The sequence below is a fragment of the Pseudomonas sp. efr-133-TYG-103a genome, assembly GCF_030209235.1.
Taxonomy (GTDB): Bacteria; Pseudomonadota; Gammaproteobacteria; order Pseudomonadales; family Pseudomonadaceae; genus Aquipseudomonas.
Window position 1 is genome coordinate 46,032 of the sequence record NZ_JARVSK010000004.1, and the last position, 25,187, is coordinate 71,218.

Annotated in this window: 24 protein-coding genes; 11 read left to right on the top strand and 13 right to left on the bottom strand. The window is 59.4% G+C overall.

Annotation, left to right across the window (positions count from 1 at the left end; translation table 11 throughout):
• Positions 1-63: 63 nt before the first annotated feature.
• Positions 64-996 carry a zinc ABC transporter substrate-binding protein ZnuA gene (znuA, locus tag QRN36_RS02910; protein ID WP_285422737.1) on the bottom strand — a complete coding sequence of 311 codons (933 nt, stop codon included), beginning with the start codon at positions 994-996 and terminating at the stop codon, positions 64-66.
• A gap of 57 nt (positions 997-1,053) precedes the next feature.
• Between znuA and zur the strand changes: the two genes are divergently transcribed.
• The 4 genes from zur to QRN36_RS02930 all read left to right on the top strand — a co-directional run bounded on the left by zur (position 1,054) and on the right by QRN36_RS02930 (position 3,989).
• Positions 1,054-1,536, top strand: coding sequence for a zinc uptake transcriptional repressor Zur (zur, locus tag QRN36_RS02915; RefSeq protein WP_093466656.1), 483 nt, complete (start codon positions 1,054-1,056; stop codon positions 1,534-1,536).
• Positions 1,536-2,342: a zinc ABC transporter ATP-binding protein ZnuC gene (gene znuC, locus QRN36_RS02920; protein WP_285422738.1), complete on the top strand. Its 807-nt coding sequence runs from the start codon at positions 1,536-1,538 to the stop codon at positions 2,340-2,342. Before zur ends, znuC begins: the two co-directional genes overlap by 1 nt.
• Positions 2,335-3,117 (top strand): zinc ABC transporter permease subunit ZnuB, encoded by a 783-nt coding sequence (gene znuB / locus QRN36_RS02925; RefSeq protein ID WP_285422739.1) that lies wholly within the window; start codon positions 2,335-2,337, stop codon positions 3,115-3,117. Before znuC ends, znuB begins: the two co-directional genes overlap by 8 nt.
• Before the next feature lie 158 nt (positions 3,118-3,275).
• Positions 3,276-3,989, top strand: coding sequence for a PA5502 family lipoprotein (locus tag QRN36_RS02930; protein WP_285422740.1), 714 nt, complete (start codon positions 3,276-3,278; stop codon positions 3,987-3,989).
• Between the two features lie 201 nt (positions 3,990-4,190).
• On the opposite strand, the gene katE is transcribed toward QRN36_RS02930, so the two are convergent.
• Complete coding sequence (gene katE, locus QRN36_RS02935; RefSeq protein WP_285422741.1) at positions 4,191-6,350, bottom strand: catalase HPII; 2,160 nt, start codon at positions 6,348-6,350, stop codon at positions 4,191-4,193.
• 372 nt (positions 6,351-6,722) lie between these two features.
• Here katE and QRN36_RS02940 point away from each other — a divergent pair, with 372 nt between their 5' ends.
• The 3 genes from QRN36_RS02940 (at position 6,723) to QRN36_RS02950 (ending at position 9,244) form a co-directional block, all read left to right on the top strand.
• Complete coding sequence (locus QRN36_RS02940; RefSeq protein ID WP_285422742.1) at positions 6,723-7,730, top strand: methionine ABC transporter ATP-binding protein; 1,008 nt, start codon at positions 6,723-6,725, stop codon at positions 7,728-7,730.
• Positions 7,730-8,404, top strand: a complete 675-nt coding sequence (locus QRN36_RS02945) for a methionine ABC transporter permease (protein WP_285422743.1) — start codon at positions 7,730-7,732, stop codon at positions 8,402-8,404. Before QRN36_RS02940 ends, QRN36_RS02945 begins: the two co-directional genes overlap by 1 nt.
• A 66-nt stretch (positions 8,405-8,470) precedes the next feature.
• Positions 8,471-9,244, top strand: a complete 774-nt coding sequence (locus QRN36_RS02950) for a MetQ/NlpA family ABC transporter substrate-binding protein (protein ID WP_285422744.1) — start codon at positions 8,471-8,473, stop codon at positions 9,242-9,244.
• A 520-nt stretch (positions 9,245-9,764) separates the two neighbouring features.
• On the opposite strand, the gene QRN36_RS02955 is transcribed toward QRN36_RS02950, so the two are convergent.
• The 4 genes from QRN36_RS02955 to QRN36_RS02970 all read right to left on the bottom strand — a co-directional run bounded on the left by QRN36_RS02955 (position 9,765) and on the right by QRN36_RS02970 (position 12,971).
• Positions 9,765-10,397 carry an SCO family protein gene (locus QRN36_RS02955; RefSeq protein ID WP_285422745.1) on the bottom strand — a complete coding sequence of 211 codons (633 nt, stop codon included), beginning with the start codon at positions 10,395-10,397 and terminating at the stop codon, positions 9,765-9,767.
• Between the two features lie 170 nt (positions 10,398-10,567).
• Positions 10,568-11,635 (bottom strand): heme A synthase, encoded by a 1,068-nt coding sequence (locus tag QRN36_RS02960; protein WP_306470191.1) that lies wholly within the window; start codon positions 11,633-11,635, stop codon positions 10,568-10,570.
• Positions 11,636-11,647: 12 nt separating this feature from the next.
• Positions 11,648-12,241 carry a hypothetical protein gene (locus QRN36_RS02965; protein ID WP_285422746.1) on the bottom strand — a complete coding sequence of 198 codons (594 nt, stop codon included), beginning with the start codon at positions 12,239-12,241 and terminating at the stop codon, positions 11,648-11,650.
• On the bottom strand, positions 12,207-12,971 hold the full coding sequence (locus QRN36_RS02970; RefSeq protein WP_285422747.1) for an SURF1 family protein: 765 nt from the start codon (positions 12,969-12,971) through the stop codon (positions 12,207-12,209). Before QRN36_RS02970 ends, QRN36_RS02965 begins: the two co-directional genes overlap by 35 nt.
• Positions 12,972-13,042: 71 nt before the next feature.
• On the opposite strand from QRN36_RS02970, the gene QRN36_RS02975 reads away from it, so the two are divergent.
• Positions 13,043-13,246 carry a twin transmembrane helix small protein gene (locus tag QRN36_RS02975; protein WP_285422748.1) on the top strand — a complete coding sequence of 68 codons (204 nt, stop codon included), beginning with the start codon at positions 13,043-13,045 and terminating at the stop codon, positions 13,244-13,246.
• 46 nt (positions 13,247-13,292) lie between these two features.
• Here QRN36_RS02975 and QRN36_RS02980 read toward each other — a convergent pair whose 3' ends face one another.
• The 4 genes from QRN36_RS02980 to coxB form a co-directional block, all read right to left on the bottom strand.
• Positions 13,293-14,177: a cytochrome c oxidase subunit 3 gene (locus QRN36_RS02980; protein WP_285422749.1), complete on the bottom strand. Its 885-nt coding sequence runs from the start codon at positions 14,175-14,177 to the stop codon at positions 13,293-13,295.
• Between the two features lie 24 nt (positions 14,178-14,201).
• The gene (locus QRN36_RS02985; protein ID WP_285422750.1) at positions 14,202-14,765 is read right to left on the bottom strand and encodes a cytochrome c oxidase assembly protein; all 564 of its coding nucleotides are present in this window, start codon (positions 14,763-14,765) and stop codon (positions 14,202-14,204) included.
• A 1-nt stretch (position 14,766) separates the two neighbouring features.
• The gene (ctaD, locus tag QRN36_RS02990; RefSeq protein WP_285422751.1) at positions 14,767-16,353 is read right to left on the bottom strand and encodes a cytochrome c oxidase subunit I; all 1,587 of its coding nucleotides are present in this window, start codon (positions 16,351-16,353) and stop codon (positions 14,767-14,769) included.
• A 154-nt stretch (positions 16,354-16,507) separates the two neighbouring features.
• Positions 16,508-17,635, bottom strand: coding sequence for a cytochrome c oxidase subunit II (gene coxB, locus QRN36_RS02995; RefSeq protein WP_285422752.1), 1,128 nt, complete (start codon positions 17,633-17,635; stop codon positions 16,508-16,510).
• A gap of 370 nt (positions 17,636-18,005) precedes the next feature.
• On the opposite strand from coxB, the gene QRN36_RS03000 reads away from it, so the two are divergent.
• On the top strand, positions 18,006-18,656 hold the full coding sequence (locus QRN36_RS03000; RefSeq protein ID WP_285422753.1) for a hypothetical protein: 651 nt from the start codon (positions 18,006-18,008) through the stop codon (positions 18,654-18,656).
• A 107-nt stretch (positions 18,657-18,763) separates the two neighbouring features.
• Here QRN36_RS03000 and QRN36_RS03005 read toward each other — a convergent pair whose 3' ends face one another.
• From QRN36_RS03005 to QRN36_RS03015, 3 genes are all read right to left on the bottom strand, one after another.
• Complete coding sequence (locus tag QRN36_RS03005) at positions 18,764-20,293, bottom strand: SulP family inorganic anion transporter (RefSeq protein ID WP_285422754.1); 1,530 nt, start codon at positions 20,291-20,293, stop codon at positions 18,764-18,766.
• 140 nt (positions 20,294-20,433) lie between these two features.
• Positions 20,434-21,162 (bottom strand): carbonic anhydrase, encoded by a 729-nt coding sequence (locus QRN36_RS03010; RefSeq protein ID WP_285422755.1) that lies wholly within the window; start codon positions 21,160-21,162, stop codon positions 20,434-20,436.
• A 248-nt stretch (positions 21,163-21,410) separates the two neighbouring features.
• Positions 21,411-22,469 (bottom strand): PA0069 family radical SAM protein, encoded by a 1,059-nt coding sequence (locus QRN36_RS03015; RefSeq protein ID WP_285422756.1) that lies wholly within the window; start codon positions 22,467-22,469, stop codon positions 21,411-21,413.
• Positions 22,470-22,658: 189 nt separating this feature from the next.
• Between QRN36_RS03015 and QRN36_RS03020 the strand changes: the two genes are divergently transcribed.
• Complete coding sequence (locus tag QRN36_RS03020; RefSeq protein WP_285422757.1) at positions 22,659-23,351, top strand: dual specificity protein phosphatase family protein; 693 nt, start codon at positions 22,659-22,661, stop codon at positions 23,349-23,351.
• A gap of 169 nt (positions 23,352-23,520) precedes the next feature.
• Positions 23,521-25,161 carry a hypothetical protein gene (locus QRN36_RS03025; RefSeq protein ID WP_285422758.1) on the top strand — a complete coding sequence of 547 codons (1,641 nt, stop codon included), beginning with the start codon at positions 23,521-23,523 and terminating at the stop codon, positions 25,159-25,161.
• Positions 25,162-25,187: the final 26 nt, after the last annotated feature.

Consider the following 25,187-nt stretch of genomic DNA (forward strand, 5'->3'; position numbering starts at 1 on the left):
TCAGCCCACAAAAGCGCGTGCAAGCCAGAGGCGCGCTGGCCTGCAATGGCGTCAGCCCAAACGTTACAGACCCTCCAGACACCCCGCCAGATCATCCGCGAGTTTGCTCAGCAATTGCTCATAGCCCTGCGCAGTGGCTGGTGTGTACCCACCCAGCGCGTCCAGCTCCGCCAGTTTGACCGGCAGACCGGCACTCAGCGTGTCGGCCAGACGCGGACGCAAGGGTGGCTCGCTGAATACACAGGTCTTGCCGAACTCGCTCAGGCGCGCGCGCATCGCAGCGACATGCTGGGCGCCCGGCTGCACCTCGCTGCTGACCGCAAAGACACCGGCGTGCTTGATGCCATAGGCTTCTTCGAAGTAGTCGAACGCCTCATGAAAGACGAAGAATTTCTTGTCGGCGATGCCCGCCACGCGTTGCTTGATCTTCGCGTCCACAGCGTCCATCCGCGCGTCGAACGCCTTAAGATTGCTGTCATAGCGCGCAGCGTTGGCCGGATCCCCCTGGCTCAGATCCGACGCCATTTTGGCCGCGATCACCCGGGCGTTTGCCGATGAAAGCCACAAATGCGCATCTACGCTGCCGGGGCGGTGGTCGTGATCGTGCTCGTCTTCGTCGCCATCATCGTGGTGCTCATCGCTGGCTGTGAAGTGACGCAGATGCATGCCCGGCAAGGACTGAACGGCCACAGACGCTTTGGTCCGGTTAGCGAGCACGCGGGGGAGAAACGTCTCCATGTCGGGGCCGATCCAGTAAAGCAGATCGACCTCCTGCACGCGCCGTACGTCGGATGGACGCAGCGCGTAATTATGCGGCGACGCCCCCGGCGGCAGCAGCACTTCGGGCACGGCGATGCCATCCTGCACGGCCGCTGCAATCAGCTGTAGCGGCTTGATGCTGGTCAGCACACGAACGTCGGCCTGGGCTGTAGCGATGGAGGAAAAACCGGTGATGAATACGACAAAAAGTAAAAAAAGTCGGGACACGATGACCACTCATTGGGGCAGGAACAGGTAACATAATAACGTCTCTCACAATAGCCGTCGCCGCCCATGTCTAAAACACCGCTGGCCAGTCGCCCTCACGATCACTCTCACTGCGTGCACAGCGCGCTTGCTGAAGCCGATGCGCTCTGCGCCGGTAAAGGCCTGCGTTTGACCGCTCTGCGTCGTCGCGTTCTGGAGCTAGTATGGCAAAGCCACAAGCCGCTCGGCGCCTACGACATCCTCGCGGTGCTCAGTGAAGAAGACGGTCGTCGCGCCGCGCCGCCCACGGTTTACCGTGCGCTGGACTTCCTGCTGGAGAACGGGTTGGTGCATCGCATCGCGTCGCTCAACGCATTCGCCGGCTGCAATCACCCTACGCACGCGCATCAGGGCCAGTTCCTGATCTGTCGCGAGTGCCACGCCGCCATCGAGTTGCAACACGCCGCCATCAGCGCATCCATCGTGGCAGCGGCCAATGAAGTCGGCTTTGCGGTGGAAACCCAGACGGTCGAAGTCGTCGGAGTGTGTGCTGGCTGCAAGGCTGCTTGATGAGCGACGCACTGATCCGCTTGAAGGACGTCAGCGTCACGCGTGCCGGCCAGAGCGTGCTGGAAAACATTCAGCTGAGCGTCAGCCCCGGCGAAATCGTGACGCTGATCGGGCCCAACGGCGCAGGCAAGACCACACTGGTGCGCGCGGTGCTCGGCTTGCTCAAACCTGACACCGGCGAGGTCTGGCGCAAGCCAAAATTGCGCATCGGTTATATGCCGCAAAAGCTGCACATCGACGCGACGTTGCCGCTGTCGGTGCTGCGTTTCCTGCGGCTGGTGCCAGGCGTGGACCGCGAGACCGCATTGTCGGCACTGGCGGAAGTCGGAGCTGAAAAAGTCATCGACAGCCCGCTCCAGGGTATTTCCGGAGGCGAGATGCAGCGCGTACTGCTTGCGCGAGCGCTGCTGCGTGAACCTGAATTGCTGGTACTCGATGAACCGGTGCAAGGCGTCGACGTGGCCGGGCAAGCGGAGCTGTATGCACTTATTACACAGCTTCGGGATCGCCACCGGTGCGGTGTGCTGATGGTCTCCCATGATCTGCATCTGGTGATGAGCACCACCGACCAAGTGGTCTGCCTGAATCGGCACGTCTGTTGTTCCGGCCATCCGGAGCAGGTCAGCAATGATCCGGCGTTCGTCGAGCTGTTCGGTCAGAACGCACCGAGCCTGGCGATTTATCACCATCATCACGATCATGCCCACGACCTGCACGGCGAGGTCTGCCAACCCGCAGCGGCGCATGACCACGATCATTCCCACCCTCACGACCACAGTCACGGAGATAGCTGCAAGCATGGCTGATTTTCTACTCTATGCCTTGCTCGCAGGCCTTGCTCTGGCGGTAGTGGCTGGCCCGTTGGGCTCCTTTGTGGTCTGGCGGCGAATGGCCTACTTTGGTGACACGCTGTCTCACGCTGCATTGCTGGGTGTGGCACTGGGCTTTCTGCTGGATATCAGCCCGGCGATTGCCGTCACCGTCGGCTGTTTGCTCTTGGCCATCGTGCTGGTCACGCTGCAACAGCGTCAGCCACTGGCGTCGGACACCCTGCTCGGAATTCTTGCGCCAAGCACCCTGTCGCTGGGGCTTGTGGTCCTGAGCTTCATGCGCGATGTCCGGATCGATCTGATGGGCTATCTGTTTGGTGATCTGCTGGCGATCAGCCCAACCGACCTGTCATGGATTCTCGGCGGCAGCGCGGCGGTGCTGATCCTGGTCTGCGCGCTGTGGCGTCCGCTGTTGGCGATCACCGTTCATGAGGAGCTGGCGACCGTCGAAGGCTTGCCAGTCGCGACCTTGCGCATGGCGTTGATGCTGCTGATTGCCGTGGTAATCGCCGTTGCGATGAAAATCGTGGGGGTTTTGCTGATTACCTCGCTGTTGATCATTCCAGCGGCTGCGGCACAACGTCACGCCCGTTCTCCCGAGCAAATGGCACTGGGTGCCAGCATCATCGGGGTGATTGCAGTCTGCGGCGGGCTGGCGTTGTCCTGGTTCAAGGACACGCCGGCGGGCCCGTCTATTGTGGTGTCTGCAGCGGCGCTTTTTTTGCTCAGTTTCGTTTTGCCCAAGCGGTAGAACCTTGTGCAGCAGTCACAGTCATATTCGGCAATAAATGCATGGCGGCAATGTGCAATGACCGTTCGCATCGCCCCCTGATAGTGATCAGTTATTTTCGGTGCAAGGCACTTATGTGTAGACTTGCTCGTTTTTTGCGCAAATAGAGAATCGCAGGAATGAAGCCGTTCGCATCCCGTTATCTGCTGCTTGCTGCATTTTCCGTCCTGTTGGTCGCCTGCCAGAGCAAGCCCGTCGAGCCTCCCGCTCCCGCCGCGGCGCCGGATGCGTATCAGCAGCTGGAACAGAACATCGCAAGCAGCGAGCTGGCGACCGCTGAAGATCAGCTGGCCGCACTGCAAGCCAAATCTCCCGATGATCCGCGCCTTGAGCAGTATCAGCGTCAACTCGCCGAGGCCTACCTGAGCCGCAGCCAGATCGTCCTGCAGAAGGGTGACGTCAACGCCGCGGCAACGGCGCTGAGTCGCGCTCGCGCGCTGATGCCCAAGGCACCTGCTTTGACCAGCGGTGTGAACGGCGCCATCGCCCACGCCCGTAAAGCCGAGCTGGACAAAGCCGAAGCCGAATTGAAAGCGGCTGAAGCCAGGCGCACAGCCAAGGTCATCGATCCGACCGTGGAAAGCACCACCATCGAGTTGAACATCCGCGACTCCAGACAACTCCGTCGTCAGCTGAACGATATCGCCGCCGACGTGGCCGCGTTCAACTGCGAAGTGATCGTGCAGGTACCGCGAACGGACGATTATCCTTGGTTGGCCACGTTGCTGACCAAGCGCGTGACGAAGATCAATCCAGACTTCGAATTGCAGATTCAGCGTGAAATCGAGAAGACTGAGCCAGCTCAGATGATTCTGAAACCTGCCCCGCTCTGATTATTTTTTGATCAAACAAAAGGCGTTGCCCTCACAGGCAACGCCTTTTTTTCGATAACTGCAACGCATTTTGAAGCACGCTTGCCCGGTCTTGGACAGCACATCCGACTCAAATGTGTCGGATGTGTCGTTCATTCGCGGGCAATCGCGCTTCTACTTCTCAGCGCTCATCCAGACGAGGTAAGGCTTGCGAGGCTGCTATCAAGCCGGAATCGCCTTGGCTTTAGGCTCCCGCGCCCAGACCCGGTGCTGCTTGATGGCGTCGAAGAAAGTCGCGAACGACTTGCTGTCCGACACCGCGAGCAGGCCGGCATCGGCCTCAAGCCGCAGCAAGTCGATCAACTCTTTCGCGTCGCCCGCGTAAGCGATTGCCTTGAGATGCTTGTAGGCCTCAAGCACGTAGTGCAATGCCACGCCGTCGCCCATCAGGGCTTTCACCGATGCTGCGCCGCCGGGAATGAAAACCGCGTCGAAAGCAATCGATGGCAGGCCTTCAGCAGAAGCGTCCACTGCCAGCGTCCCGCCGCCAGCGGTTTTCACCGGCGCAGAGGTTGGCCCGAGCACCTTGGCGTGCGCAGCCTCGGCTTCAAGGGCTGCCTTCATGGCCGCGACGGCTTTGTCGTCTACACCATCAGCCACCAGAATCGCCACTTTGCGCGAGGCGATATCGCCTGGCAGCAAATTGACCTGGCTAAGCAACGGAGACTTGTCCACCGTCGGCTTGCCGGATTTCTGCGGCGTGACGGTCGGAGCCGTCGGTGCCGGCAGACCCAGGTTTACAGCGACGCGCTGTGCCAAGGTCAGATCGATATTGGCGAGAATCTCGTTCACTTGTCGCGCACGGATGTGCTCACGATCGACCTTGCCCAGCTCAAAACTGTAGGCCGCGATGATGTGCTCTTTCTCATGCTCGCTCATGCTGTTGAAAAACAGCGTGGCTTGCGAGAAATGGTCCGCGAAGGAAGGGCTGCGCTCACGCACCTTGTGCGCTTCGACGCGCTCCTGATACGTCTCGAAGCCGCCATCCTCTGGGCCAGCCGGGGTTTCTTTCGGCCAGCCGCCGTCGATGGAGTTCGGCTCGTAGGACGCGCGACCCTTGTCGATGGTCGTGCGGTGCTGCGCATCGCGCTGGCCGTTGTGATTCGGCGAAACCGGGCGGTTGATCGGGATTTCGTGGAAGTTCGGTCCGCCCAGTCGGCTGATTTGCGTGTCGGTGTAGGAAAACAGCCGACCTTGCAGCAGCGGATCGTTGGAGAAGTCGATGCCTGGCACTACGTGGCCTGGGCAGAACGCGACCTGCTCGGTCTCGGCAAAATAGTTGTCAGGGTTGCGATTGAGCACCATCTTGCCCAACGGCGTGACCGGCACCATTTCCTCCGGGATGATCTTGGTGGGATCGAGCAAATCGAAGTCGAACTTGTGCTCGTCTTCTTCAGCGACGATCTGAACGCCCAGCTCCCATTCCGGGTAGTCGCCCATCTCGATGGATTCCCACAGATCGCGGCGGTGGTAATCGGTGTCTTTACCGGCCAGCTTCTGGGCTTCGTCCCACAGAAGCGAACAGGTGCCGTATTTAGGCTTCCAGTGGAATTTGACGAACGAGGACTTGCCCTCGGTATTGATCATGCGGAACGTGTGGATACCAAAGCCCTGCATGCTGCGCAGGCTTTTTGGAATGGCGCGGTCCGACATGGTCCACAGCACCATGTGCGCAGATTCCGGCACCAGCGAAACGAAGTCCCAGAACGTGTCGTGGGCCGATCCGCCGGTAGGAATCTCGTTGTGCGGCTCAGGTTTTACGGCGTGCACGAAATCCGGAAACTTGATGGCATCCTGAATGAAGAACACCGGCATGTTGTTGCCAACCAGATCGTAGTTGCCTTCTTCGGTGTAGAACTTCACCGCAAAGCCGCGCACATCGCGGACGGTATCGCCCGAGCCACGCGGGCCTTGAACGGTGGAAAAACGCACGAACACGGGTGTCTTTTTCCCCGGATCGCGCAGGAATTCTGCCTTGCTGAGGGCGGAATGGTTCTCGTAGCTCTGGAAATAACCATGGGCCGCAGTGCCGCGTGCGTGAACGATCCGCTCAGGAATACGCTCGTGGTCAAAATGCGTGATCTTCTCGCGCATGATGAAATCTTCGAGCAGCGAAGGGCCGCGGCTGCCAACCTTGAGTGTGTTCTGGTTATCGGAGACTTTGACACCCTGATTGGTGCGCAGAGCCTGACCAGTAGCGTCGGAGCGGAACTGCTCCAGACTGTCGAGCTTGGTGTTGGTGTTGCCCCGATCCAAAGTGTCGGTGCCGGCAAGTTCGCTTTTCGGTGTTGCGCTGACGGGTGTGGGTTTATTTGTAGCCATCGGACAAAAACTCCTCGGTTCAGGCGGCTCTTTTCTCGTTCTTCCGTGGGCGAAAGGCGGTGCGAGCTCAGTAAGCAGGAATTTCCCTTACAGCCCTCAGGGAAATTTCGGCGCTTATGTAGTGACTGAGGATGAAAACCGCCGTTCCGTGTTTTTTTCGACCTTTGGTCTACCGTTGCTTGAATTCTGCGTTATGACCGTTGAGCAGGTCGCGCGCGAAATAAATGCTAAGAATGATGGGCCCAACCCCGGCCCGACAGGCTAAAATGCGCGCCCGGTTTACCCAGCCGAGGCCGAAATGGCATCGCCCAGCAGCGTTTTCGAGCTTTCTCGCACGCTGAATTTCTACCGCGCCCCCACAAGGTTCGCTAAGTGATCGAGTTTCAAAACGTCCATAAAACCTATCGCGTCGGCGACAGGGAAATTCCCGCACTGCACCCCACCAGCCTGCGGGTCGAGAACGGCCAGGTGTTTGGCCTGATCGGCCACTCCGGCGCTGGCAAAAGCACGATGCTGCGTCTGATCAATCGCCTCGAAGCGCCGAGCGGCGGCAAGATTCTGGTCGATGACGTCGATGTCACCGCTCTGGACGCCGACGGCTTGCGCGGTTTCCGCAGGCAGGTCGGGATGATCTTTCAGCACTTCAACCTGCTGTCGTCCAAAACCGTCGCCGACAACGTTGCCATGCCGCTGACTCTGGCCGGGGATATGTCCCGCGCGCAGATCGACCAGCGAGTGGCCGAGCTGCTGGCGCGGGTCGGTCTGTCCGACCACGCGAAGAAATACCCGTCACAGCTGTCTGGCGGTCAGAAACAGCGCGTCGGCATCGCCCGTGCACTGGCGACCAAACCGAAGATTCTGTTGTGCGACGAGGCCACCAGCGCCCTCGACCCACAAACCACGGCATCGGTGCTGCAATTGCTGGCGGAGATCAATCGCGAGCTGAAGCTCACCATCGTGCTGATCACCCACGAGATGGACGTGATTCGTCGGGTGTGCGATCAGGTCGCGGTGATGGACGCGGGGGTGATCGTGGAGCAGGGCGCAGTGGCCGACGTGTTCCTGCACCCCAAACACCCGACCACGCGCCGTTTCGTACAGGAAGACGAGCAGGTCGATGAAAACGAGCAGAGCAGCGACTTCGCCCATGTCGAAGGTCGCATCGTGCGTCTGACCTTCCAGGGCGATGCGACCTACGCGCCGCTGTTGGGCACGGTCGCCCGGGAAACCGGTGTGGACTACAGCATTCTGGCCGGACGCATCGACCGCATCAAAGACACGCCTTACGGGCAACTGACTTTGGCCATCACAGGTGGCGACATGGAGGCCGCGTTCGCGCGCTTCACCGCAGCTGACGTTCATATGGAGGTCCTGCGCTGATGGATACCCTCACCACCCTGTTTTCCAACGTCGACTGGTATGAAATATGGGTCGCGATTGGCGACACTTTGATCATGCTCGGCGTCTCGCTGGCGTTCACCGTGCTGCTGGGCCTGCCACTGGGCGTGCTGATGTTCCTGACATCGCCACGTCAGTTGCTTGAGAACAAACCGGTCTACGCCACTGTAGGCCTGATCGTGAACATGCTCCGGGCGCTGCCTTTCATCATTCTGCTGATCGTGATGATGCCGCTGACCGAAATCATCACCGGCACTTCGCTGGGGATCCTCGGCACGCTGCCTCCGCTGATCGCCGGCGCCACGCCGTTCTTTGCCCGTCTGGTGGAAACTGCGCTGCGCGAGGTGGATCGCGGCATCATCGAGGCCGTTCAGGCGATGGGCGCGACCACGCGGCAGATCATTCTCAAGGCGCTGCTGCCGGAAGCGCGGCCGGGCATTCTGGCGGCGATCACTGTCACCGCCATCGCGCTGGTGTCGTTCACGGCAATGGCCGGCGCAGTGGGTGCGGGCGGTCTGGGTGACCTGGCGATTCGCTACGGTTACCAGCGCTTCCAGAACGATGTGATGTTCGTGACGGTCGTATTGCTGCTGGTGCTGGTGCAGATCCTGCAAACCGTGGGCGACAGACTGGTCGCGCACTTCTCGCATCGTTAATTGAATGAGCCGGTCGCTGACCGGCAGGTGTTCGCCCAAGAGCGGGCATTTCAGGAGTAGAAACACATGAAAAAGCTGTTGGCCATCTTCGCTGCAGTGGCTGCATTTTCCGCCCACGCCGATGAAACCCTGACCGTCGCGGCAAGCGCTGTGCCTCACGCCGAAATCCTCGAGTTCGTGAAGCCGACCCTGGCCAAAGAGGGCGTGACGCTGAATGTGAAGGTCTTCAACGACTACGTTCAACCCAACGTACAGGTCGATCAGAAGCGCATGGACGCCAACTTTTTCCAGCACCAGCCGTATCTGGATGAGTTCAACAAAGGCAAGGGCACGCACCTGGTGAGCGTCGCAAAGGTTCACGTGGAACCGTTCGGGGCGTACTCGGACAAGATCAAGAACCTGGCCGACCTGCCTGACGGCGCGACCGTCGCGCTGCCGAACGATGCGACCAACGAAGGGCGTGCATTTCTGCTGCTGGTCAAAGCCGGTCTGATCACTCTGAAGGATCCGTCCAGCATCACCGCCAAACCAAGCGATGTGCTACAGAATCCAAAGGCACTGAAATTCCGCGAGCTGGAAGCTGCCACGCTGCCACGCGTGCTGACCCAGGTTGACCTGGCGCTGATCAACACCAACTACGCGCTGACCGCCAAGCTCGATCCGACCAAGGACGCGCTGATCATTGAAGGTCAGGAGTCGCCCTACGCAAACATCCTGGTGACCCGCGAAGACAACAAGGATTCGCCTGCCATCCAGAAACTGGTCGCTGCGTTGCACAGTCCGGAGACCAAGCAGTTCATCGAGACCAAGTACAAAGGCGCCGTGGTGCCGGCGTTCTGATCGGACCGATCTTTCGTCGCAAACAGCCGACTTCGACCTCGGCCAGTGCGCGATCCATGTAGGAGCGCGCTTGCCCGCGAAGGCATTCTGACAGGCGACATCGATGTCACCGAGATGCCGCCTTCGTGAGCAAGCTCACTCCCACAGGTCTGAGGTTCGCGCCGGAACCTTCCGCAAGGCCGATCCCACTTCCGACAATGAAACTGACACGTCTCTCAGCCACTCTGCGATCCATGTAGGAGTGAGCTCGCTCGCGAAGGCATTCTGACAGTCGACATCAATGTCACCGGGATGCCGCATTCGTGAGCAAGCTCACTCCCACAGGTCGGAGGTTCGCGCCGGAACCTTCCGCAACCTGATTTCACCTCCGACACTGAAACTGACACGTCTCTAAGCCAATCCGCGACCCACGTAGGAGCGCGCTTGCCCGCGAAGGCATTCTGACAGGCGACATCGATGTCTGAGGGTGCCGCCTTCGTGAGCAAGCCTCAACACATCACGATCCGCCCTATCGTTGGCTTTATTGCTTCTTGAGCAGGACCGGCAATTGAGCCACCAGTTTTTGGTTGTTCAGCGGTGCACGGATGAAGCCGCGTTGCATACCGTCGGGGCCGAGGAGGGCTAGGTTGCCGCTGTGATCGACCGTGTAGTTGGGTTTGCTGGTGTCGGCGGGAATGAACGGAATGCTCACCGCATTGGCGAGCTTCTGAATGTTTTCAACCGGTGTGGTCAGGCCAACGAACTGTTTGTCGAAGTAGCCCAGGTACGTCTTCAATTGTTGAGGCGTGTCACGATTGGGGTCGACGCTGACCAGCACCACACGCAGTTTGGCAGCCGCCTCTTCAGGCAATTCGCTTTTTATCTGCCGCAACTGCGCAAGCGTGGTCGGGCAGATGTCCGGGCAGAAGGTATAGCCAAAGAACAGCAGGGTCCATTTATCCTTGAGGGAGCCGAGTGACACCGGCTGGCCGTCCTGATTCGTCATTTGCAGATCCGGGACCTCCCGGCTTTGGGGTAACAGAATGATGCCCGCATCGATGAGCGCGGTCTGATCGCCCTGGTCTTTACCGGACAACACACGATTGACGGTCAGGCCCAGCACCACAGCGACGATGGCAACAAGGATGAAGACGGTTTTCTGGGTTCGGGTCATGGATTCGGCATCAAGTAATGATCACGAGCAGCGCGACGAGCATCCCTCAGCGGCGGTGAATCGGAGCCGACCGGAATAGCGATCGTTGCGCGCAACAGCGGCCACGGTACATCAGCAGGGCCCGTCGCCGAAAGTGATCCGCACCTCAGCGCTCAAACCTGCACACTGAATCAGCGATGCGGGCCGAGGTGCAACAGCACATGCGCGTATTGCCACCAGTTCGATGCCTGGCGGGGGGCGAGGGCAACCAGCGGCCTGACGCGGTAATTGATCAGCGTCAGGGTCAGTATCAAGGCGGCACCTCCGGCGTTATGGGCGACGGCCAACGCAAGCGGCAGATGCAGCACGACATTGCCGATGCCCAGCGCAATCTGCAGGCCCAGGACAGACACCAGAAGCGCCGCCATGCTTCTGAGCCCCAGTCGGTAAAGCGCGAAGGCCAGCGCCGACAATGAGAACGTCACCAGCAACGCGCCGATTCGGTGGGTCAGGTGTATGGCGGTGCGCGCATCGCTGTCGAGCTTGCCGCCCAGATAGTTGGGACCGATGTGTTGGGTCAGGTGAAAGCCGTTCGCGAAATCAGTATCCGGCCACCAGCGGCCCTGACAGGTGGGCAGATCGAGACACGCCATCGCCGCATAATTGGAGCTGACCCAGCCACCCAGCGCGATCTGCAATCCCACCAGCACCAGACCTGCCACGGCCATGCGCCGCAGACGCTGGCCCTCGGGCGTGGTAGTCAGCGCCATCGGTGCAAAGCGCCCGCTCAGCCGCAGGGTGAGCAAGAACAACAGGCTCAGCGTCGACATGCCGCCCAGCAGATGCGCTGTCACCACTTGCGGCCACAGCTTGAGCGTCACCGTCCACATGCCGAAGGCGGCCTGAGTGACCACCAATGCGAGGAGTAACAGCGGCAATCCCACGGGCTGCCCGATGATGTGACGTCGATGCCAGGCCTGAACGCCCAGCATCATGATCAGCAGCGTGAGGCCTCCGGCGAAGTAGCGATGCACCATCTCGTTGTGGCCCTTGGCGGCCTCCACCGGTGTGTCGGGAAATCTGACTTCTGCATGGGCCAACTGAGCTTCGGTGTTGGGCACGCTGATGAAGCCGTAACACCCCGGCCAATCGGGGCAGCCCAGACCTGCATGGGTGAGCCGGGTGTAGGCACCGAGCAACACGACCACCAGCGCGACTACCGTGGCGAGCAGTGCGAGACGAAATCCTGGCCGGGTCATGGCGCCTGCTCCTTAGCCGATGTTCGACAGTTTCAGCAGTTGACGAAGGTCGATGAGCACATCCTTGCCTTTGACTTGCGCGCCATAGCGCAACACCAGATTGCCATGGGGATCGACGATCCACAGTTGCGGCAGCTCGACACCCGGTGCCATGCGCCGATACCGCTTCACGTCCAGCGGGTAGCGCTGGAGCTGCGGGTATTCGCGCGCAAGCGTTGCCTCAAACTGCGCCGTAAGCGGTTGCGCCGCGCTCAACGCATGGCTGGCACGCGACGCGTCTCGGCCCAGGCCGATCTGGATTTGCCGCGCCAGGTACACCAACTGCTGGCAATCGGCGTCGCACTGTTGCGGCGCAGTCACCAGCATCTGCCAGCGCTTCTCGTCCGACTGCACGCCGAGCTCGACGCGGCTTTCGCCATTGCCGATGAGTTCGCCATGAAAACTGCGGCTCTCCGGAACCCAGAACTTGAACGTGTACATGCAGGTGGCGAGCACCATCGGCCCGACCGCCACGAGCAGCACGAGGATCAACTGCAATCGACCCCGGCGACGTCTGATCGATGAGCCAGCGTCAGACGTGCTGGCTGGATTCATGGTGGTCCCCATGCGGCGTCTCCTTGTTCTTTTTGTGTCTGGCTGTTGCCGTCTGGTTGAAGCCCAGATAGAGATAAAGACCGAACAAAGCCGTGGCCATCGCGAACCACTGCACGGCGTAGCCCACATGTTTTTCCGGCCCCATGGCGACCACAGGCCAGTCGGTGCGATAGGCCACAGGTCCCGCTTCGAGACGCAGCTCATGGGCATAGCCGTCCCGATGCAACTCAGACCAGACCGCCGCAGGATCAAGGGCCGTGATCAGCTTTGGCCAGCGCTCGCTCCTGGCGTCCGGATGCAGCTGGAAGGTCGCTCCCGGCGCCACATACACCCACGCGTCGAGGATGTAACGCTGAGCCGGCGTGTCGAACTGCGCGGGCAGCCGCCGATCCGGCCAGGGCAACCACCCTCGATTGACCATCAGCCACAGACCACTCGGCTGATCATGGAACGGCTGAATCAGCTCTACCCCGGCCTTGCCATCGCGCGTGCTGTTGTCGAGCAAGACGGTGTGTTCGGCATCGAATGTGCCGCGAAGCTGCACATGCCGATACGCCGGATCCGCCACCCCGGGCAGCAGATCGACAGCAACCGGAGGTGACGCCCGGCGCTCGGCGTAGCTGGCGAGCATCTGGCGTTTCTCTTCACCTCGGCCCAACTGCCAGAAACCCAGCCAGACCAGCAGCGGCAACAGCGCAAAAACGACCAGCGTCGGCAGCACCCCAGGGCGAAAGCGTTTCATCACGCCTCCGGTTTCCATGGGTGAGCCGCACCTATACTCCGTTGCATAGCGTTTGCTCCTGGAGTCGCACCATGCTCAAAGCCGCGATTGTTCTGATGCTCGTTGCCACAGTGGTCAGTCTGTTCAGCGGCCTGTTCTTTCTGGTCAAGGACGACGCTTCATCGACCCGCCTGGTGAAAGCCCTGACTGTGCGCGTGTGCTGCGCAGCGATCACGCTGGCGCCGATTGCCTACGGGTATTTCAGCGGGCAACTGGTCTATCACACGCCGTGGTGAGCGCGTTCACGCCTGCGGTTTTCGCGTCAGCTCAGTCACCCGGCATTCACAGCACGTAGACGAAAACGAATAACCCCACCCACACCACGTCGACAAAATGCCAATACCAACTGGCGGCCTCGAATCCGAACTGGTGCTCAGCATCGAAATGCCCGCGCAGAATGCGCATCAACATCACGAACAGAATGATCGTGCCGATGGTGACGTGTGCGCCGTGGAAGCCGGTGAGCATGAAGAACGTTGCGCCGTAGATGCCTGAATCCAGCGTCAGGCCGAGCTCTGTGTAGGCTTCGTGATATTCCATCGCTTGCAGCGCAAGAAACGCGACGCCCAACAGGATGGTTGCCGCCAGCCACAGCCTCAGCGCGCCACGATGGCCTTTTTTGAGCGCGTGATGGGCGATGGTCACGGTCACACTGGAGCTGACCAGCAGAACGGTATTGATCAGCGGCAGATGCCAGGGATCGATGACTTCCTTGGGAGGCGCGAACATCGCCGGGTCGGGGGTATGCAGCAGCGGCCAGGCGTACTGGAAGTTCGGCCAGAGCATGTGTGCGATGCCTTTTGCCCCTTCACCGCCCAACGCGGGGCCTGCAATCACACGCACATAAAACAGCGCGCCGAAGAAGGCCACGAAGAACATCACTTCCGAGAAAATGAACCACCCCATTCCCCAGCGGAACGAGCGATCCATCTGAGCGCTATAAAGCCCGGACCGACTCTCTTTGATGACGGTGCTGAACCAGCCGAACATCATGTATGCCACGATCAGCCCGCCGATGGCGAAAATGACAGGGCCATGGGAGTCACGTGCGGCCTTCATGTCGATGAACCAGGTGCCCAGCCCATACATCGTGGTGAACATGCCGATGGTGGCGATGATCGGCCATTTGCTCTGCGCGGGGACGTAATAATGCTCGTGGGTTGCCATCGTCTGTCTCTCCTGGCCTGAGGCCTAGCCGCCATTGCCCGCCGCCGTTTTAAGAACCGGCGGCATGCGAGCGGTGATATCGAACAGCGTGTAAGCGAGCGTCAGATGCTTCACGTCCGCGGGCAGATCGCGGTCGACAATGAAACGCACCGGCATTTCGATCCTCTCGCCCGGCTGCAGCATCTGCTGGGTGAAGCAGAAACATTCGGTCTTGTGGAAATACACGGCGGCGGTGCTGGGCGAAATGCTCGGCACTGCCTGCGCGGTCATCGGCCTGTCGCTGGGGTTCTGGGCCACGAACAGCATTTCGCTGACCGCACCGGGATGCACGTTCATCTCCTCGGCCTTGGGGAAGAACCCCCAGACCATGTCGGCGGAATTGGTCGACACAAACTGCACGCGCACCTGTCGGCTCTCATCGATTTGCTGCGCCTGGGTGTAGCGTTCGCCAGTCTTGCCATTGATACCCAGTGTCTTGCACATCACGTCATACAGCGGCACCAGCGCGAAACCGAACGCGAACATCGCGACCGCCAGCAGCAGCAGGCGGGTCACCAGTCGCTTGTTCGGCTGCAAGGCATGGCTCATGTCATTTCACTTCCGGTGGCGTGACGAAAGTGTGATAGGGCGCCGGCGACGGCACGGTCCACTCCAGGCCGTCGGCTCCGTCCCAGGGTTTGGCCGGAGCAGGCGGACCACCGCGAATGGTCTTGATCACGATGAACAGGAAGAAAATCTGCGTGGCGCCAAAGGTAAATGCACCGATCGAGGACACCATGTTGAAGTCGGCGAATTGCAGGTTGTAGTCCGGCACCCGACGCGGCATCCCGGCCAACCCGACAAAATGCATCGGGAAAAAAGCCATGTTCATGCCGACGAACGACAACCAGAAATGCAGCTTGCCCAGGGTTTCGTCGTACATGTGGCCCGTCCATTTCGGCAGCCAGTAGTAGGCCGAAGCGAAGATGCCGAAGATCGCGCCGGGCACCAGAACGTAGTGGAAGTGAGCCACCACGAAGTAAGTGTCCTGGTACTGAAAATCCGCCGGCGCAATGGCCAGCATGAGCCCGGAGAAGCCGCCGATGGTGAACAGGATCACGAACGCCACGGCAAACAGCATGGGCGTCTCGAACGTCAGCTCGCCCTGCCACATGGTGCTGACCCAGTTGAACACCTTCACCCCGGTCGGTACGGCAATGAGCATGGTGGCGTACATGAAGAACAGCTCGCCCACCAGCGGAATGCCCACCACAAACATATGGTGCGCCCAGACGATGAACGACAGGAAGGCGATGCTCGCCGTGGCGTAGACCATCGAGGTGTAACCGAACAGCGGCTTGCGCGAGAACGCCGGAATGATCGAACTGACCGCGCCGAACGCGGGCAGGATCATGATGTACACCTCGGGATGGCCGAAAAACCAGAATACGTGCTGGAACAGCACTGGATCACCACCGCCCGCTGCGTTGAAAAAGCTGGTGTGGAAATGGATGTCCATCAGCATCATCGTCACGCAGCCGGCCAGCACCGGCATCACCGCGATGAGCAGAAACGCCGTGATCAGCCAGGTCCAGACGAACAGCGGCATTTTCATCAGGGTCATGCCTGGCGCGCGCAGGTTGAGAATGGTGGCAATGACGTTGATCGCGCCCATGATCGAGCTGATGCCCATCAAGTGGATGGCGAGGATGAAATACGTCACGCTTTGCGGTGCGTAAGTGGTTGAAAGCGGCGCATAGAACGTCCAGCCAAAATTCGGTCCGCCGCCTGGCGTGAAGAGCGTGGAAACCAGCAACAGGAACGCCGCCGGCAGCAGCCAGAAACTGAAATTGTTCATGCGTGGCAGCGCCATGTCCGGCGCGCCGACCATCAACGGAATCATCCAGTTGGCAAGCCCGACGAAGGCGGGCATGACCGCCCCGAAGACCATCACCAGCCCATGCATCGTGGTCATCTGATTAAAGAATGCAGGTTCGACGATCTGTAAACCGGGCTGAAACAGCTCGGCACGAATCACCATCGCGAATGACCCGCCGAGCAGGAACATCGAGAAGCTAAACCACAAGTAAAGTGTGCCGATGTCCTTATGGTTGGTGGTCAGCACCCAACGCATCAGCCCCTTTGCCGGACCGTGGACATGGCCTTCGTGGCCATGGTCGTCAATCACTGCACTCATGTCCTGTCTCCTGCGAAGCCCTCGCACCTGGCTATGGCGAACGTGCTGTAGGAGCGCGCTTGCCCGCGATTGCGGTGTATCTGCGATAGATGTGTCGCCTGACACCACGCCATCGCGGGCAAGCGCGCTCCTACAATGATTTCGGTGAGCCTGTTCATTTCGCGGCCGCCTGCTTCAGCGCCAGCACGTCTTTAGGCGTGACCATATCGCCCGTGTTGTTACCCCACGCATTGCGCTCGTAGGTCACAACTGCGGCGATGTCCACTTCCGAGAGCTGCTTGCCGAAGGCCGCCATTGCTGTGCCCGGGCGGCCGTTGAAAACGGTCTTGAGATGTTCTTCTTTAGGACCGAGGGCAGTTTTGGAGCCTTTGAGCGCCGGGAACATCGGCGGCAGCCCTTGCCCTTCCGCCTGATGACAGGCTACGCAGGTTGTGTGATAGACCTTGTCGCCCTGAGCCATGAGGTCCGCCAGGGTCCAGTCCTTGCTGGTCAGCTCTTTGAGCTTCGCGACTTCTTCCTTGCGGCCGGCCAGCCATGTGTCGTAGTCGGCCTGGCTCTTGGCCTCCACCACGATGGGCATGAAACCGTGATCCTTGCCGCACAGCTCCGAGCACTGGCCGCGATAGATGCCGGGCTTTTCAATGCGGGTCCAGGCCTCGTTGACGAAACCGGGAATGGCATCGCGCTTGACCGCGAACGCCGGCACCCACCAGGAATGGATAACGTCGGCAGCGGTGACCAGAAACCGGATTTTCACGCCCACGGGCACCACCAAGGGCTGGTCGACCTCAAGCAGGTAGTGCTCGCCCTTCGCTTCCTGGTTGTGAATCTGATCGGCAGGCGTTGCCAGGTTGCTGAAAAACTCGACGTCCTGACCCAGATATTTGTAATGCCATTTCCACTGATAACCGGTGATCTGGATATCCAGTCCGGACTCAGTGTTGTCGTACATCTGAATAAGAGTTTTGGTGGCAGGGATCGCCATGACCACAAGAATCAGCAGCGGCACGATGGTCCAGAGAATCTCGATCCTGGTGCTCTCGTGAAACTTGGCGGCCACTTGGCCGGTCGAGCGGCGATGAACGATCATCGACCAGAACATCGCGCCAAACACGACGATGCCGATCACCACACAGATCCAGAAAATGGTCATGTGCAGGTCGAAGACCTTATGGCTCACCTCAGTCGCTCCAGGCGCCATATTCGTGGTCCAGGCAGCGTGTGCCTGGCCGAATACCGACCACAACAGGAGCCCCATCCAGACGTGTGGATGTCGCACCATTGCGTTTTCCCCTCTTGTTCTTCTTATCGTTGCCAGCAGTCACATGCGGGCGAGGGAGCGGTCGACAAGTTGCAAGGGGACCGGGGCCAGGCCAGCTTCACAATTCCGAGTTCATCGGACAGCCATTCACTGACCCGAGTATAGACACGGCGCAATCGGGCGCACGGGGTGGAGAATTCGCGAATTCAAGCTATACGTGTGCGGGTTTACTGGGGGAAATCACGCCAAAAGCGCCGAAACCGACGTTTTAATAGCCAATGCACATAACTGTGAAACTGTTATGACAATTACGTCTTAGCGTGTTTGATAAGCAAGCTAACGTATGACTTCCCTATAATGACGGCCTGGTTTTTTGCCCCATGGAGTATTCATGAACACCGCCGCATTGCGCGAGCAGATCACACGAGCACAGGAACACGAGACCCAAACCGGTCAGTTATTGCGCCAGCTGGAAATGCAACTTCCTCATCTGCACCCTGCCATTCATCTTCCTGACGTCGACGCCCGAGGCGTACTGGCGCGCTTTGTCGTCGCCTACATCGAACAAGTGCCCGACCTGCTCGACGCTGCCCATGAAGTGGCGCTGCAGGCCGGCATCGAGAACCAGATCAAACCGGTGCTGAAGATCGCCGAACAATTCTTCAGCGCGCCGCCGGCCATCATGGCCGGTCACGAAGGCCTGGACGGCCTGCTGGATGAAGCCTATCTGGCGCATCGTCTGGTGGAAGAGGTCAACGACCTGTACATCGTGCACTTCGGACAACCTCTGATCCCGGTGAACACTACCGTTGCCAGCGTCATTGCTCACCAGTTGATCGGGGAGGAATTTGCCAATCAACTGGACGAAGTGGTGCACCACGCCATCGATGAAATGCTCGATGAAGACAGCTTTTCGCTGGAGTCGGTCGAAGCCTATCGCGAACGCCTCGTCAGCCCGGACACCGAAGCGGCCTGGAAACGCTGGCCGAGTCTGTCGCGCCAATTGGGCGTTGGCCTTGAAATGGAATGCGCCAAGGATTGATGAGCCAGGTCGCAGCGCAAAGTTGATGCTGCCTAATGGTCCCCCATGGAAGCGAGGTTGCTGCCTCGCTCCCATAGAAGAGGGTGAAGACCCGGATCACCCTGACATCAATGCAGCGCCGCGCCACCAATCGACGTGCGAATCCGCCCTTCTACTCGCCGCTTGAGCAGGCGCTGCTCAAGCAGCAGTCGCGACCCCTGAGCCGCATTGGCGCGCCCCCATTCCTCGAGCAGCTCCAGACACGAATGATCGATGTAGCTGAGATTGCCCAGCGGCACGTGCAACATGGTGCCAGCTGGCACTGACGCCAGCGCCTGCGTCAGAGCAGGGACCTTGAGGAACGTGGCCGCACCGGTCAGACGCAATTCCATCTCGTCCTCGGCCGGGAGGTCCACCAGATTGATCTTCAGGCGCGATGCATTCAGCGCCAGCTTCACCAGCGTCAGACCGAAACCGATCAACACGCCGGTCAGCAGGTCCGTGAAGATGATGGCGGCCGCCGTCGCACCGTAGATGAACATCGGCATACGCCCGTAGCGCCCCAGACCGCGCAACGCTTTGAGGTCTACCAGCTTCACACCGGTGAAGACCAGCACACCGGCGAGGCTCGCGACGGGAATGCTTTGCAGCACGCTGGACAACAGCAGTACGAAGGCCAGCAACCACAGGCCGTGGAACATCGCAGACAGACGGGTCTTCGCACCGGCCTGGACGTTCGCGGAGCTGCGCACAATAACGCCCGTCATTGGCAAAGCGCCCACCAGACCGCACAGCATGTTGCCAACGCCTTGCGCGCTCAGTTCTTTGTCGAAGTCCGAGCGCTGGCCGTCGTGCATGCGGTCCACAGCAGCCGCCGACAAGAGCGTTTCGGCGCTGGCGATGAATGCCACTGCAATCGCTGCAATGAGAATTGCCGGATCCGCCAGGTTCAGCAGATCGGCAGGACGCAGCCAGTCGATCGCTTCGGCAAGGTTGGCCGGCACTTCCACGCGCTTGACCTGCAAGCTCATCGCAAGGCTGACCGCCGTCGCGATCCCGACGCCCAGCAAGGCGCCCGGCACGAAACGCAGCGCGTGGGGCCGGCGCTTTTCCCACAGCCACATCACGGCAATCGTGCCCAAGCCCAGCAAACCAGCCTGCATACCGCTTCCCGGCCCGATGGCGCCGAACAGCGTCTGCGGGAAGGCAATCAGGTTATCCAGCCCCGAGGGTTTCGGGCCACTGTCGAACATCACGTGGGCCTGGGAGAGCACGATCAACACGCCGATACCCGCCAGCATTCCGTACACCACAGCGGGTGCGGTGACGCGAAACCAGCATCCGAGCTTCAGCCGACCCGCCAGCAGTTGCAGCACGCCCGCCAGCACAAGGATTGGGCCCAACATCGCCATGCCGTGCTCGCGAACGAGTTCGAACACCAGCACCGCAAGACCCGCGGCCGGACCACTGACCTGCAAGGGCGAGCCGGCGAGCCAACCCACCACCAGACCACCGATGATCCCGGTGATCAAGCCTTTGGCTGGCGGCATGCCCGACGCAATCGCAATACCCATGCACAGTGGCAGCGCCACCAGAAACACCACCACGGAAGCCAGCAGCTCCCGTGGTAACAAAGCTTTCAGATCTGTAGAAGCCATGACGACTCTCCGGTAAATCTTCAGACGTGACAACGCCCGACGGCACGCGCAAAGCGCGGCCGCTACGAGCTTGAATGAGGTTCGAACCGTCAGCTGTGAAGTGGATTCACGGGCTCTTGGGTGTGATCAGCGAGTGATCGTCAATAGCGCTTTCGAGGTGTCGCCATCGGGATCGAGTGTTCGCCATCGAGGGGCAGGAATGTTCCTTTTTCGGCATCGTAGGCCCGGATTTCACTGGTTTCGATGTCGTATACCCAGCCATGGATGAACAACTGGCCACTGGCGATTTTCGACGCGACAGAAGGGTGTGTCTGCAGGTGACGCAGCTGGGCGATGACGTTCTCTTCGGTCAGCACGTGCATGGTTTCGTGCTCGCCTGTGCAACTGCAGTTGTCCTGCACCACGGTCTTGGCGACCTCGGCATGACGCAGCCAGGCTTTTACCGTCGGCATGCGTTCCAGGGTGTCTGGATTGAGAACCGCACGCATCGCGCCACAATCGGAGTGGCCGCAGATGATGATGTGGTGCACGCCCAGCGCCAGCACGGCATATTCGATGGCGGTCGACACGCCGCCGTTCATGGGGCCGTAAGGCGGCACGACGTTGCCCACGTTACGTGTGACGAACAGGTCGCCCGGCGAGCTTTGAGTAATGAGTTCGGGCACGATGCGCGAGTCGGCGCAGGTGATGAACATCGCTTTGGGGTGCTGTGCAGTAGCGAGTTTCTTGAAGAGCTCTTCCTGTTCAGGGAAGACGTCGTGGCGGAAGTGCTTGAAGCCATCAACGATGTGCTGCAGCGCTGCATCGGCGGAATCTGTAGTCGAGGTGCCTGCCGAGGCAGCCGACTGCGGTTTATCCTGGTTACTCATGTCTGATCCTCACTGTCGGATTGAAGTGGATATTCCAGTGTTCCCGGGGGATGACCCACTTTTTTCTGGCATTACGGACAATTCCCTTTGCACGCGACCAGCCGGTCACTTGCAGTTACCCTAACGGTCCAAACTTAATTGAAACTGAATGCATCGCTCTAGACCGCGGGTTCTGCTTAAGAAAATCTTAATCGATGCGAGCCAGGCGCCTATCGCCCAGCTGCAATACAGTTAAGACGCCAGCCGGGTCACAGCAACGACATCTGTCCTCCCGGCGGGCAGAAGGCTTCGCAGTCGAGTCGGAAACTCTCGCGGCGGTTCAGTCCCAGCTTCTTTACCGCGATACTGTAACGCTGCGCCAGCAACTCTGCGAACACGCCTTCGCCGCGCATGCGCGAGCCAAATCGGCTGTCGTAGACCTGACCGCCACGGCTCTGCCGGACCAGACTCATCACGTGTTCAGCCCGCTGAGGATAATGCGCCTGCAGCCACTCCTCGAACAGCGGCGCGACCTCCAGCGGTAACCTCAACATGACGTAGCTGGCGCTCAGGGCTCCAGCCTGTCTGGCCTCGGCCATGAGTTTTTCGAGTTCCATATCGTTGATCATCGGAATGATCGGCGCCAGCAGTACGCCGACCGGAATGCCCGCGTCGCGCAGCACCCGGATCGCCCGCAAGCGGGCCTTGGGCGCAGCGGCGCGCGGTTCGAGGATGCGTTTCAGCTCGTCGTCCAGCGATGTCAGGCTGATGAACACCGAGACCAGGTTCAACTTCGCCAGCTCCGCCAGCAGATCCAGGTCGCGAAGGATCAGCGAACCTTTGGTGATGATGGTTACCGGGTGCCGGAAGCGCAGCAGAACTTCCAGCGTGGCGCGAGTGATCTTGTATTCACGCTCGATGGGCTGATAGGGATCCGTGTTCGCGCCCAAGGTGATCGGCGCAACGCTGTAGCCCGGTTTCGACAGCTGCTGCTCCAGCAAAGCCGCAGCGTTCGTCTTGGCGATCAGCTTGGTCTCGAAGTCCAGCCCCGGCGACATGTCCCAATAAGCATGGCTGGGTCGGGCGTAGCAATAAATGCAGCCATGTTCGCAGCCTCTATACGGATTGATCGACCGGTCGAAGGGAATATCGGGCGAGGAATTGCGCGCAATGATGCTTTTGGCGGTTTCAAGCGTGACGGTGGTGCCTTGGGTGACCGGCACTTCCTGATACCAACCGTCGTCCTCGACGACCGAGCGATTTGGCGCAAAGCGGTTATGCGGATTCGTTGCGGTACCGCGGCCGCGTGGGGGCAATGAGATGGACATGCGAGCCTCTCGATAACTGTCTATTTATACAGTATCCCGAAACAACGCTCGCCTCCATGTGCATGGCAGAAATAATCCGCAGCGCCGATCAACGGCCCAACAAAGCTTTGACGCGTGTATTACACGATGTTGACCTCGCGCAGCACAGACTCGCCGCATCCAAACCTGCCGCCCTGCACGGTGTCTCCGATGCGAAAACGCTTGCTCGTCTCTCCTGTTCTGCCGAAGGTCATTGCATTACTGTTCGGCGTCTCGCTGGCCAGTCTCGCATCGGCCGCGGACTCCGCCTCCCTTCCGACGCCACGTCCCGATCAATGGGCTCAGCCGATCGACCCGCATTACAACCTCTACCGGATCACGCCCACGCTGTACCGCAGCCGTCAGCCTGACGTGGCCGCGCAGCCGTTGCTGGAAAAACTGGGCATACACACTGTGGTGAACTTCATCAAAGACAGTGACAGCGCATGGCTGACCGACCCCTCCGTGCGGCAAGTGCAGATCCCGCTGCAAACCGTGCACGTCGACGATGCCGACATGCTGCAAAGCCTGCGCGCGATACAGACGGCGCAGCAGAGCGGACCAGTGCTTATCCACTGCAAACACGGCCTGGATCGCACCGGACTGGTGGCCGCCATGTATCGAATCGTGATTCAGGGCTGGACCAAACAAGCCGCGCTGGATGAGATGGAACACGGCGGTTATGGCGACGCTGATAACCTGAAACACGGCATCGACTACATCAACCGGGTTGACGTGGGCGCACTGAAAGCAGCCCTCGACAGCGGCGCGTGCAGCACCAGCGCATTTGCCAGCTGCGCAATAAAGGGCTGGTTTCAGAAGACCGATGGGGTCGGGGTGCAAACGCTTCTGTGGTGGCTGTGACCGGCGAATTCATTACTGGCGGTGTCGGTAAGATTCTTATTTTGCAACAGTCCTGACCTGCCACGAGATGGCGCAAACGCTAAACATCACTACTACTTAGAACCGTGCCGATGATCGGCCGTTATTACTCATGATTTGAACCCTCTCTCGCTCGAAAAGGATTTCGACAGTGAACCTACGTTACTTATTCCTCCCGCTGGCGGCGGTCTTCGCCGTTGCCACGCAGACTGCACAAGCACTACCTATGGACTCGAAAGACAAACCGTTCAACGAGTACAGTTGGGTCACGACCCACAACGCATATGAAAAGATCAATCAGAACCTCAAGGAGATACCCACGCAGTTAAACGATGGCGTGAGAGGCTTCATGCTTGATCTTTACGTCGACGCTTTTGATTCACGCGCTGCATATCGAGTCAGAATTTGTCATAAAACGTTAGCCTGTTACGGACCGTTTTCAGCTCAGCTGAAAAATGAGTTTCTACCGTTTCTGAAAGCCAATCCAAGTGAAGTCGTGACGTTATTCCTGGAGTCATACGTTCAACGCGAGCACGTTCAAGAAGTGTTCGACACGCTTCCTGAGTTGGCAGACGTTTCCTTCGATCCGTCCAACTTTTCGGCTGAACGTTGGCCGACACTCAATGAAATGGCAGCCACGAATAATCGCCTCATCATGTTGGCCGACAATCGCCAGATTGCTGGCGATTACTGGGTCAACGGCAAAAAAATCACCGTGCTGTTCGATCAGGACTGGATTGTGCAGAACAGGTGGGACACGTTGGGCAACATCGCCAGCAGTATTGAAAGCGCCCATGACTGGTCCTGTCCGACACGCTGGAATGCGCTGCCGTTGAACACGCCGAAGGTGGCGGCCTCAACAGGTAAGCAATGGGAGCCTTTGTTCCTGATGAATCAATTCCACCCCGGCACTTCCACGATCTTCGACTCGGCCAGTTATGACAACAACCTCACCTACCTCAAGCGTCGTGAAGACAACTGCGGTGTCACACCCAACTATGTCGGTATCAATAATTACCGGAGTGGCGAAGTTAATCGCTACACCCAGGCGCTCAGCAATGGCGGGATTTATTTGCATGAAGGCCCGAGCGCGGCCAGATCTCAAGACCTGGTCTGCGTGATACCCGTTCGTGCCGGCGTGGTAAACCTTGATGCCAATGGCTGCGAAAATGATGAGGCACGGTCGATTTCCTTGTCGGGCGTGGCCAAAGGTACCCGCATCCAGCTATTTGATAACGGCAACGGCAGCACCCAAGACGATCACATCACCATCGACGTGCAACGCGACATCGGATTGCGAGAGCGCGTGGTCGTCCCGGACTTCGAGTCGGACGCCAGCAACATCCACTTCAAGGCTGTCTACATCCGCAACAACGGTCTCAACGGCAAAGTATCGCGCGTCGTCATTGGCCATACGCCTCAGGATTTCTCAGATGCCTCAATAGCGTTTTACGAAGGCAACAATGCCGGGCAAAACCTGGACTGCGTCGTTCCGTTTAACACCAGCCACACAGTAAAAATGCAGCGCAATCCATACGGTTGTTCGAATGACGAGATCCGGTCGGCGAAAATCATCAAAGCCAAGGCTGGAACATCGTTTACGCTCACTGGCGACCCGAGTGGCGATTTCAATGAGGGCAGAACCAATGTGCAGGTTCTGCGCGACATCACCACTCCAGTGATCATCCCCGGGTTTAACAGCTCTTACTCGAATGCAGACGTCAAAGTCACGAATTACACCAAGCAAATCGAAGGCAAAATTTCTTTCGGCTACATCAACGGCGCGAAATAACTGAAACCCAGACGAAAACGGGATAC

What these genes read in the sequence shown, in the direction of transcription:
- znuB (WP_285422739.1), top strand. Translation starts at nt 2,335, where the DNA reads ATGGCTGATTTTCTACTCTATGCCTTGCTCGCAGGCCTTGCTCTGGCG.
- QRN36_RS03010 (WP_285422755.1), bottom strand. Translation starts at nt 21,162, where the DNA reads ATGAGTAACCAGGATAAACCGCAGTCGGCTGCCTCGGCAGGCACCTCG.
- QRN36_RS03020 (WP_285422757.1), top strand. Translation starts at nt 22,659, where the DNA reads ATGCGAAAACGCTTGCTCGTCTCTCCTGTTCTGCCGAAGGTCATTGCA.
- QRN36_RS03015 (WP_285422756.1), bottom strand. Translation starts at nt 22,469, where the DNA reads ATGTCCATCTCATTGCCCCCACGCGGCCGCGGTACCGCAACGAATCCG.
- katE (WP_285422741.1), bottom strand. Translation starts at nt 6,350, where the DNA reads ATGGCTACAAATAAACCCACACCCGTCAGCGCAACACCGAAAAGCGAA.
- QRN36_RS02965 (WP_285422746.1), bottom strand. Translation starts at nt 12,241, where the DNA reads ATGGGGACCACCATGAATCCAGCCAGCACGTCTGACGCTGGCTCATCG.
- ctaD (WP_285422751.1), bottom strand. Translation starts at nt 16,353, where the DNA reads ATGAGTGCAGTGATTGACGACCATGGCCACGAAGGCCATGTCCACGGT.
- QRN36_RS03000 (WP_285422753.1), top strand. Translation starts at nt 18,006, where the DNA reads ATGAACACCGCCGCATTGCGCGAGCAGATCACACGAGCACAGGAACAC.
- QRN36_RS02980 (WP_285422749.1), bottom strand. Translation starts at nt 14,177, where the DNA reads ATGGCAACCCACGAGCATTATTACGTCCCCGCGCAGAGCAAATGGCCG.
- QRN36_RS02960 (WP_306470191.1), bottom strand. Translation starts at nt 11,635, where the DNA reads ATGACCCGGCCAGGATTTCGTCTCGCACTGCTCGCCACGGTAGTCGCG.
- coxB (WP_285422752.1), bottom strand. Translation starts at nt 17,635, where the DNA reads ATGGTGCGACATCCACACGTCTGGATGGGGCTCCTGTTGTGGTCGGTA.
- QRN36_RS03005 (WP_285422754.1), bottom strand. Translation starts at nt 20,293, where the DNA reads ATGGCTTCTACAGATCTGAAAGCTTTGTTACCACGGGAGCTGCTGGCT.
- QRN36_RS02955 (WP_285422745.1), bottom strand. Translation starts at nt 10,397, where the DNA reads ATGACCCGAACCCAGAAAACCGTCTTCATCCTTGTTGCCATCGTCGCT.
- QRN36_RS02985 (WP_285422750.1), bottom strand. Translation starts at nt 14,765, where the DNA reads ATGAGCCATGCCTTGCAGCCGAACAAGCGACTGGTGACCCGCCTGCTG.
- QRN36_RS02930 (WP_285422740.1), top strand. Translation starts at nt 3,276, where the DNA reads ATGAAGCCGTTCGCATCCCGTTATCTGCTGCTTGCTGCATTTTCCGTC.
- QRN36_RS02975 (WP_285422748.1), top strand. Translation starts at nt 13,043, where the DNA reads ATGCTCAAAGCCGCGATTGTTCTGATGCTCGTTGCCACAGTGGTCAGT.
- znuC (WP_285422738.1), top strand. Translation starts at nt 1,536, where the DNA reads ATGAGCGACGCACTGATCCGCTTGAAGGACGTCAGCGTCACGCGTGCC.
- QRN36_RS02950 (WP_285422744.1), top strand. Translation starts at nt 8,471, where the DNA reads ATGAAAAAGCTGTTGGCCATCTTCGCTGCAGTGGCTGCATTTTCCGCC.
- QRN36_RS02945 (WP_285422743.1), top strand. Translation starts at nt 7,730, where the DNA reads ATGGATACCCTCACCACCCTGTTTTCCAACGTCGACTGGTATGAAATA.
- QRN36_RS02970 (WP_285422747.1), bottom strand. Translation starts at nt 12,971, where the DNA reads ATGAAACGCTTTCGCCCTGGGGTGCTGCCGACGCTGGTCGTTTTTGCG.
- zur (WP_093466656.1), top strand. Translation starts at nt 1,054, where the DNA reads ATGTCTAAAACACCGCTGGCCAGTCGCCCTCACGATCACTCTCACTGC.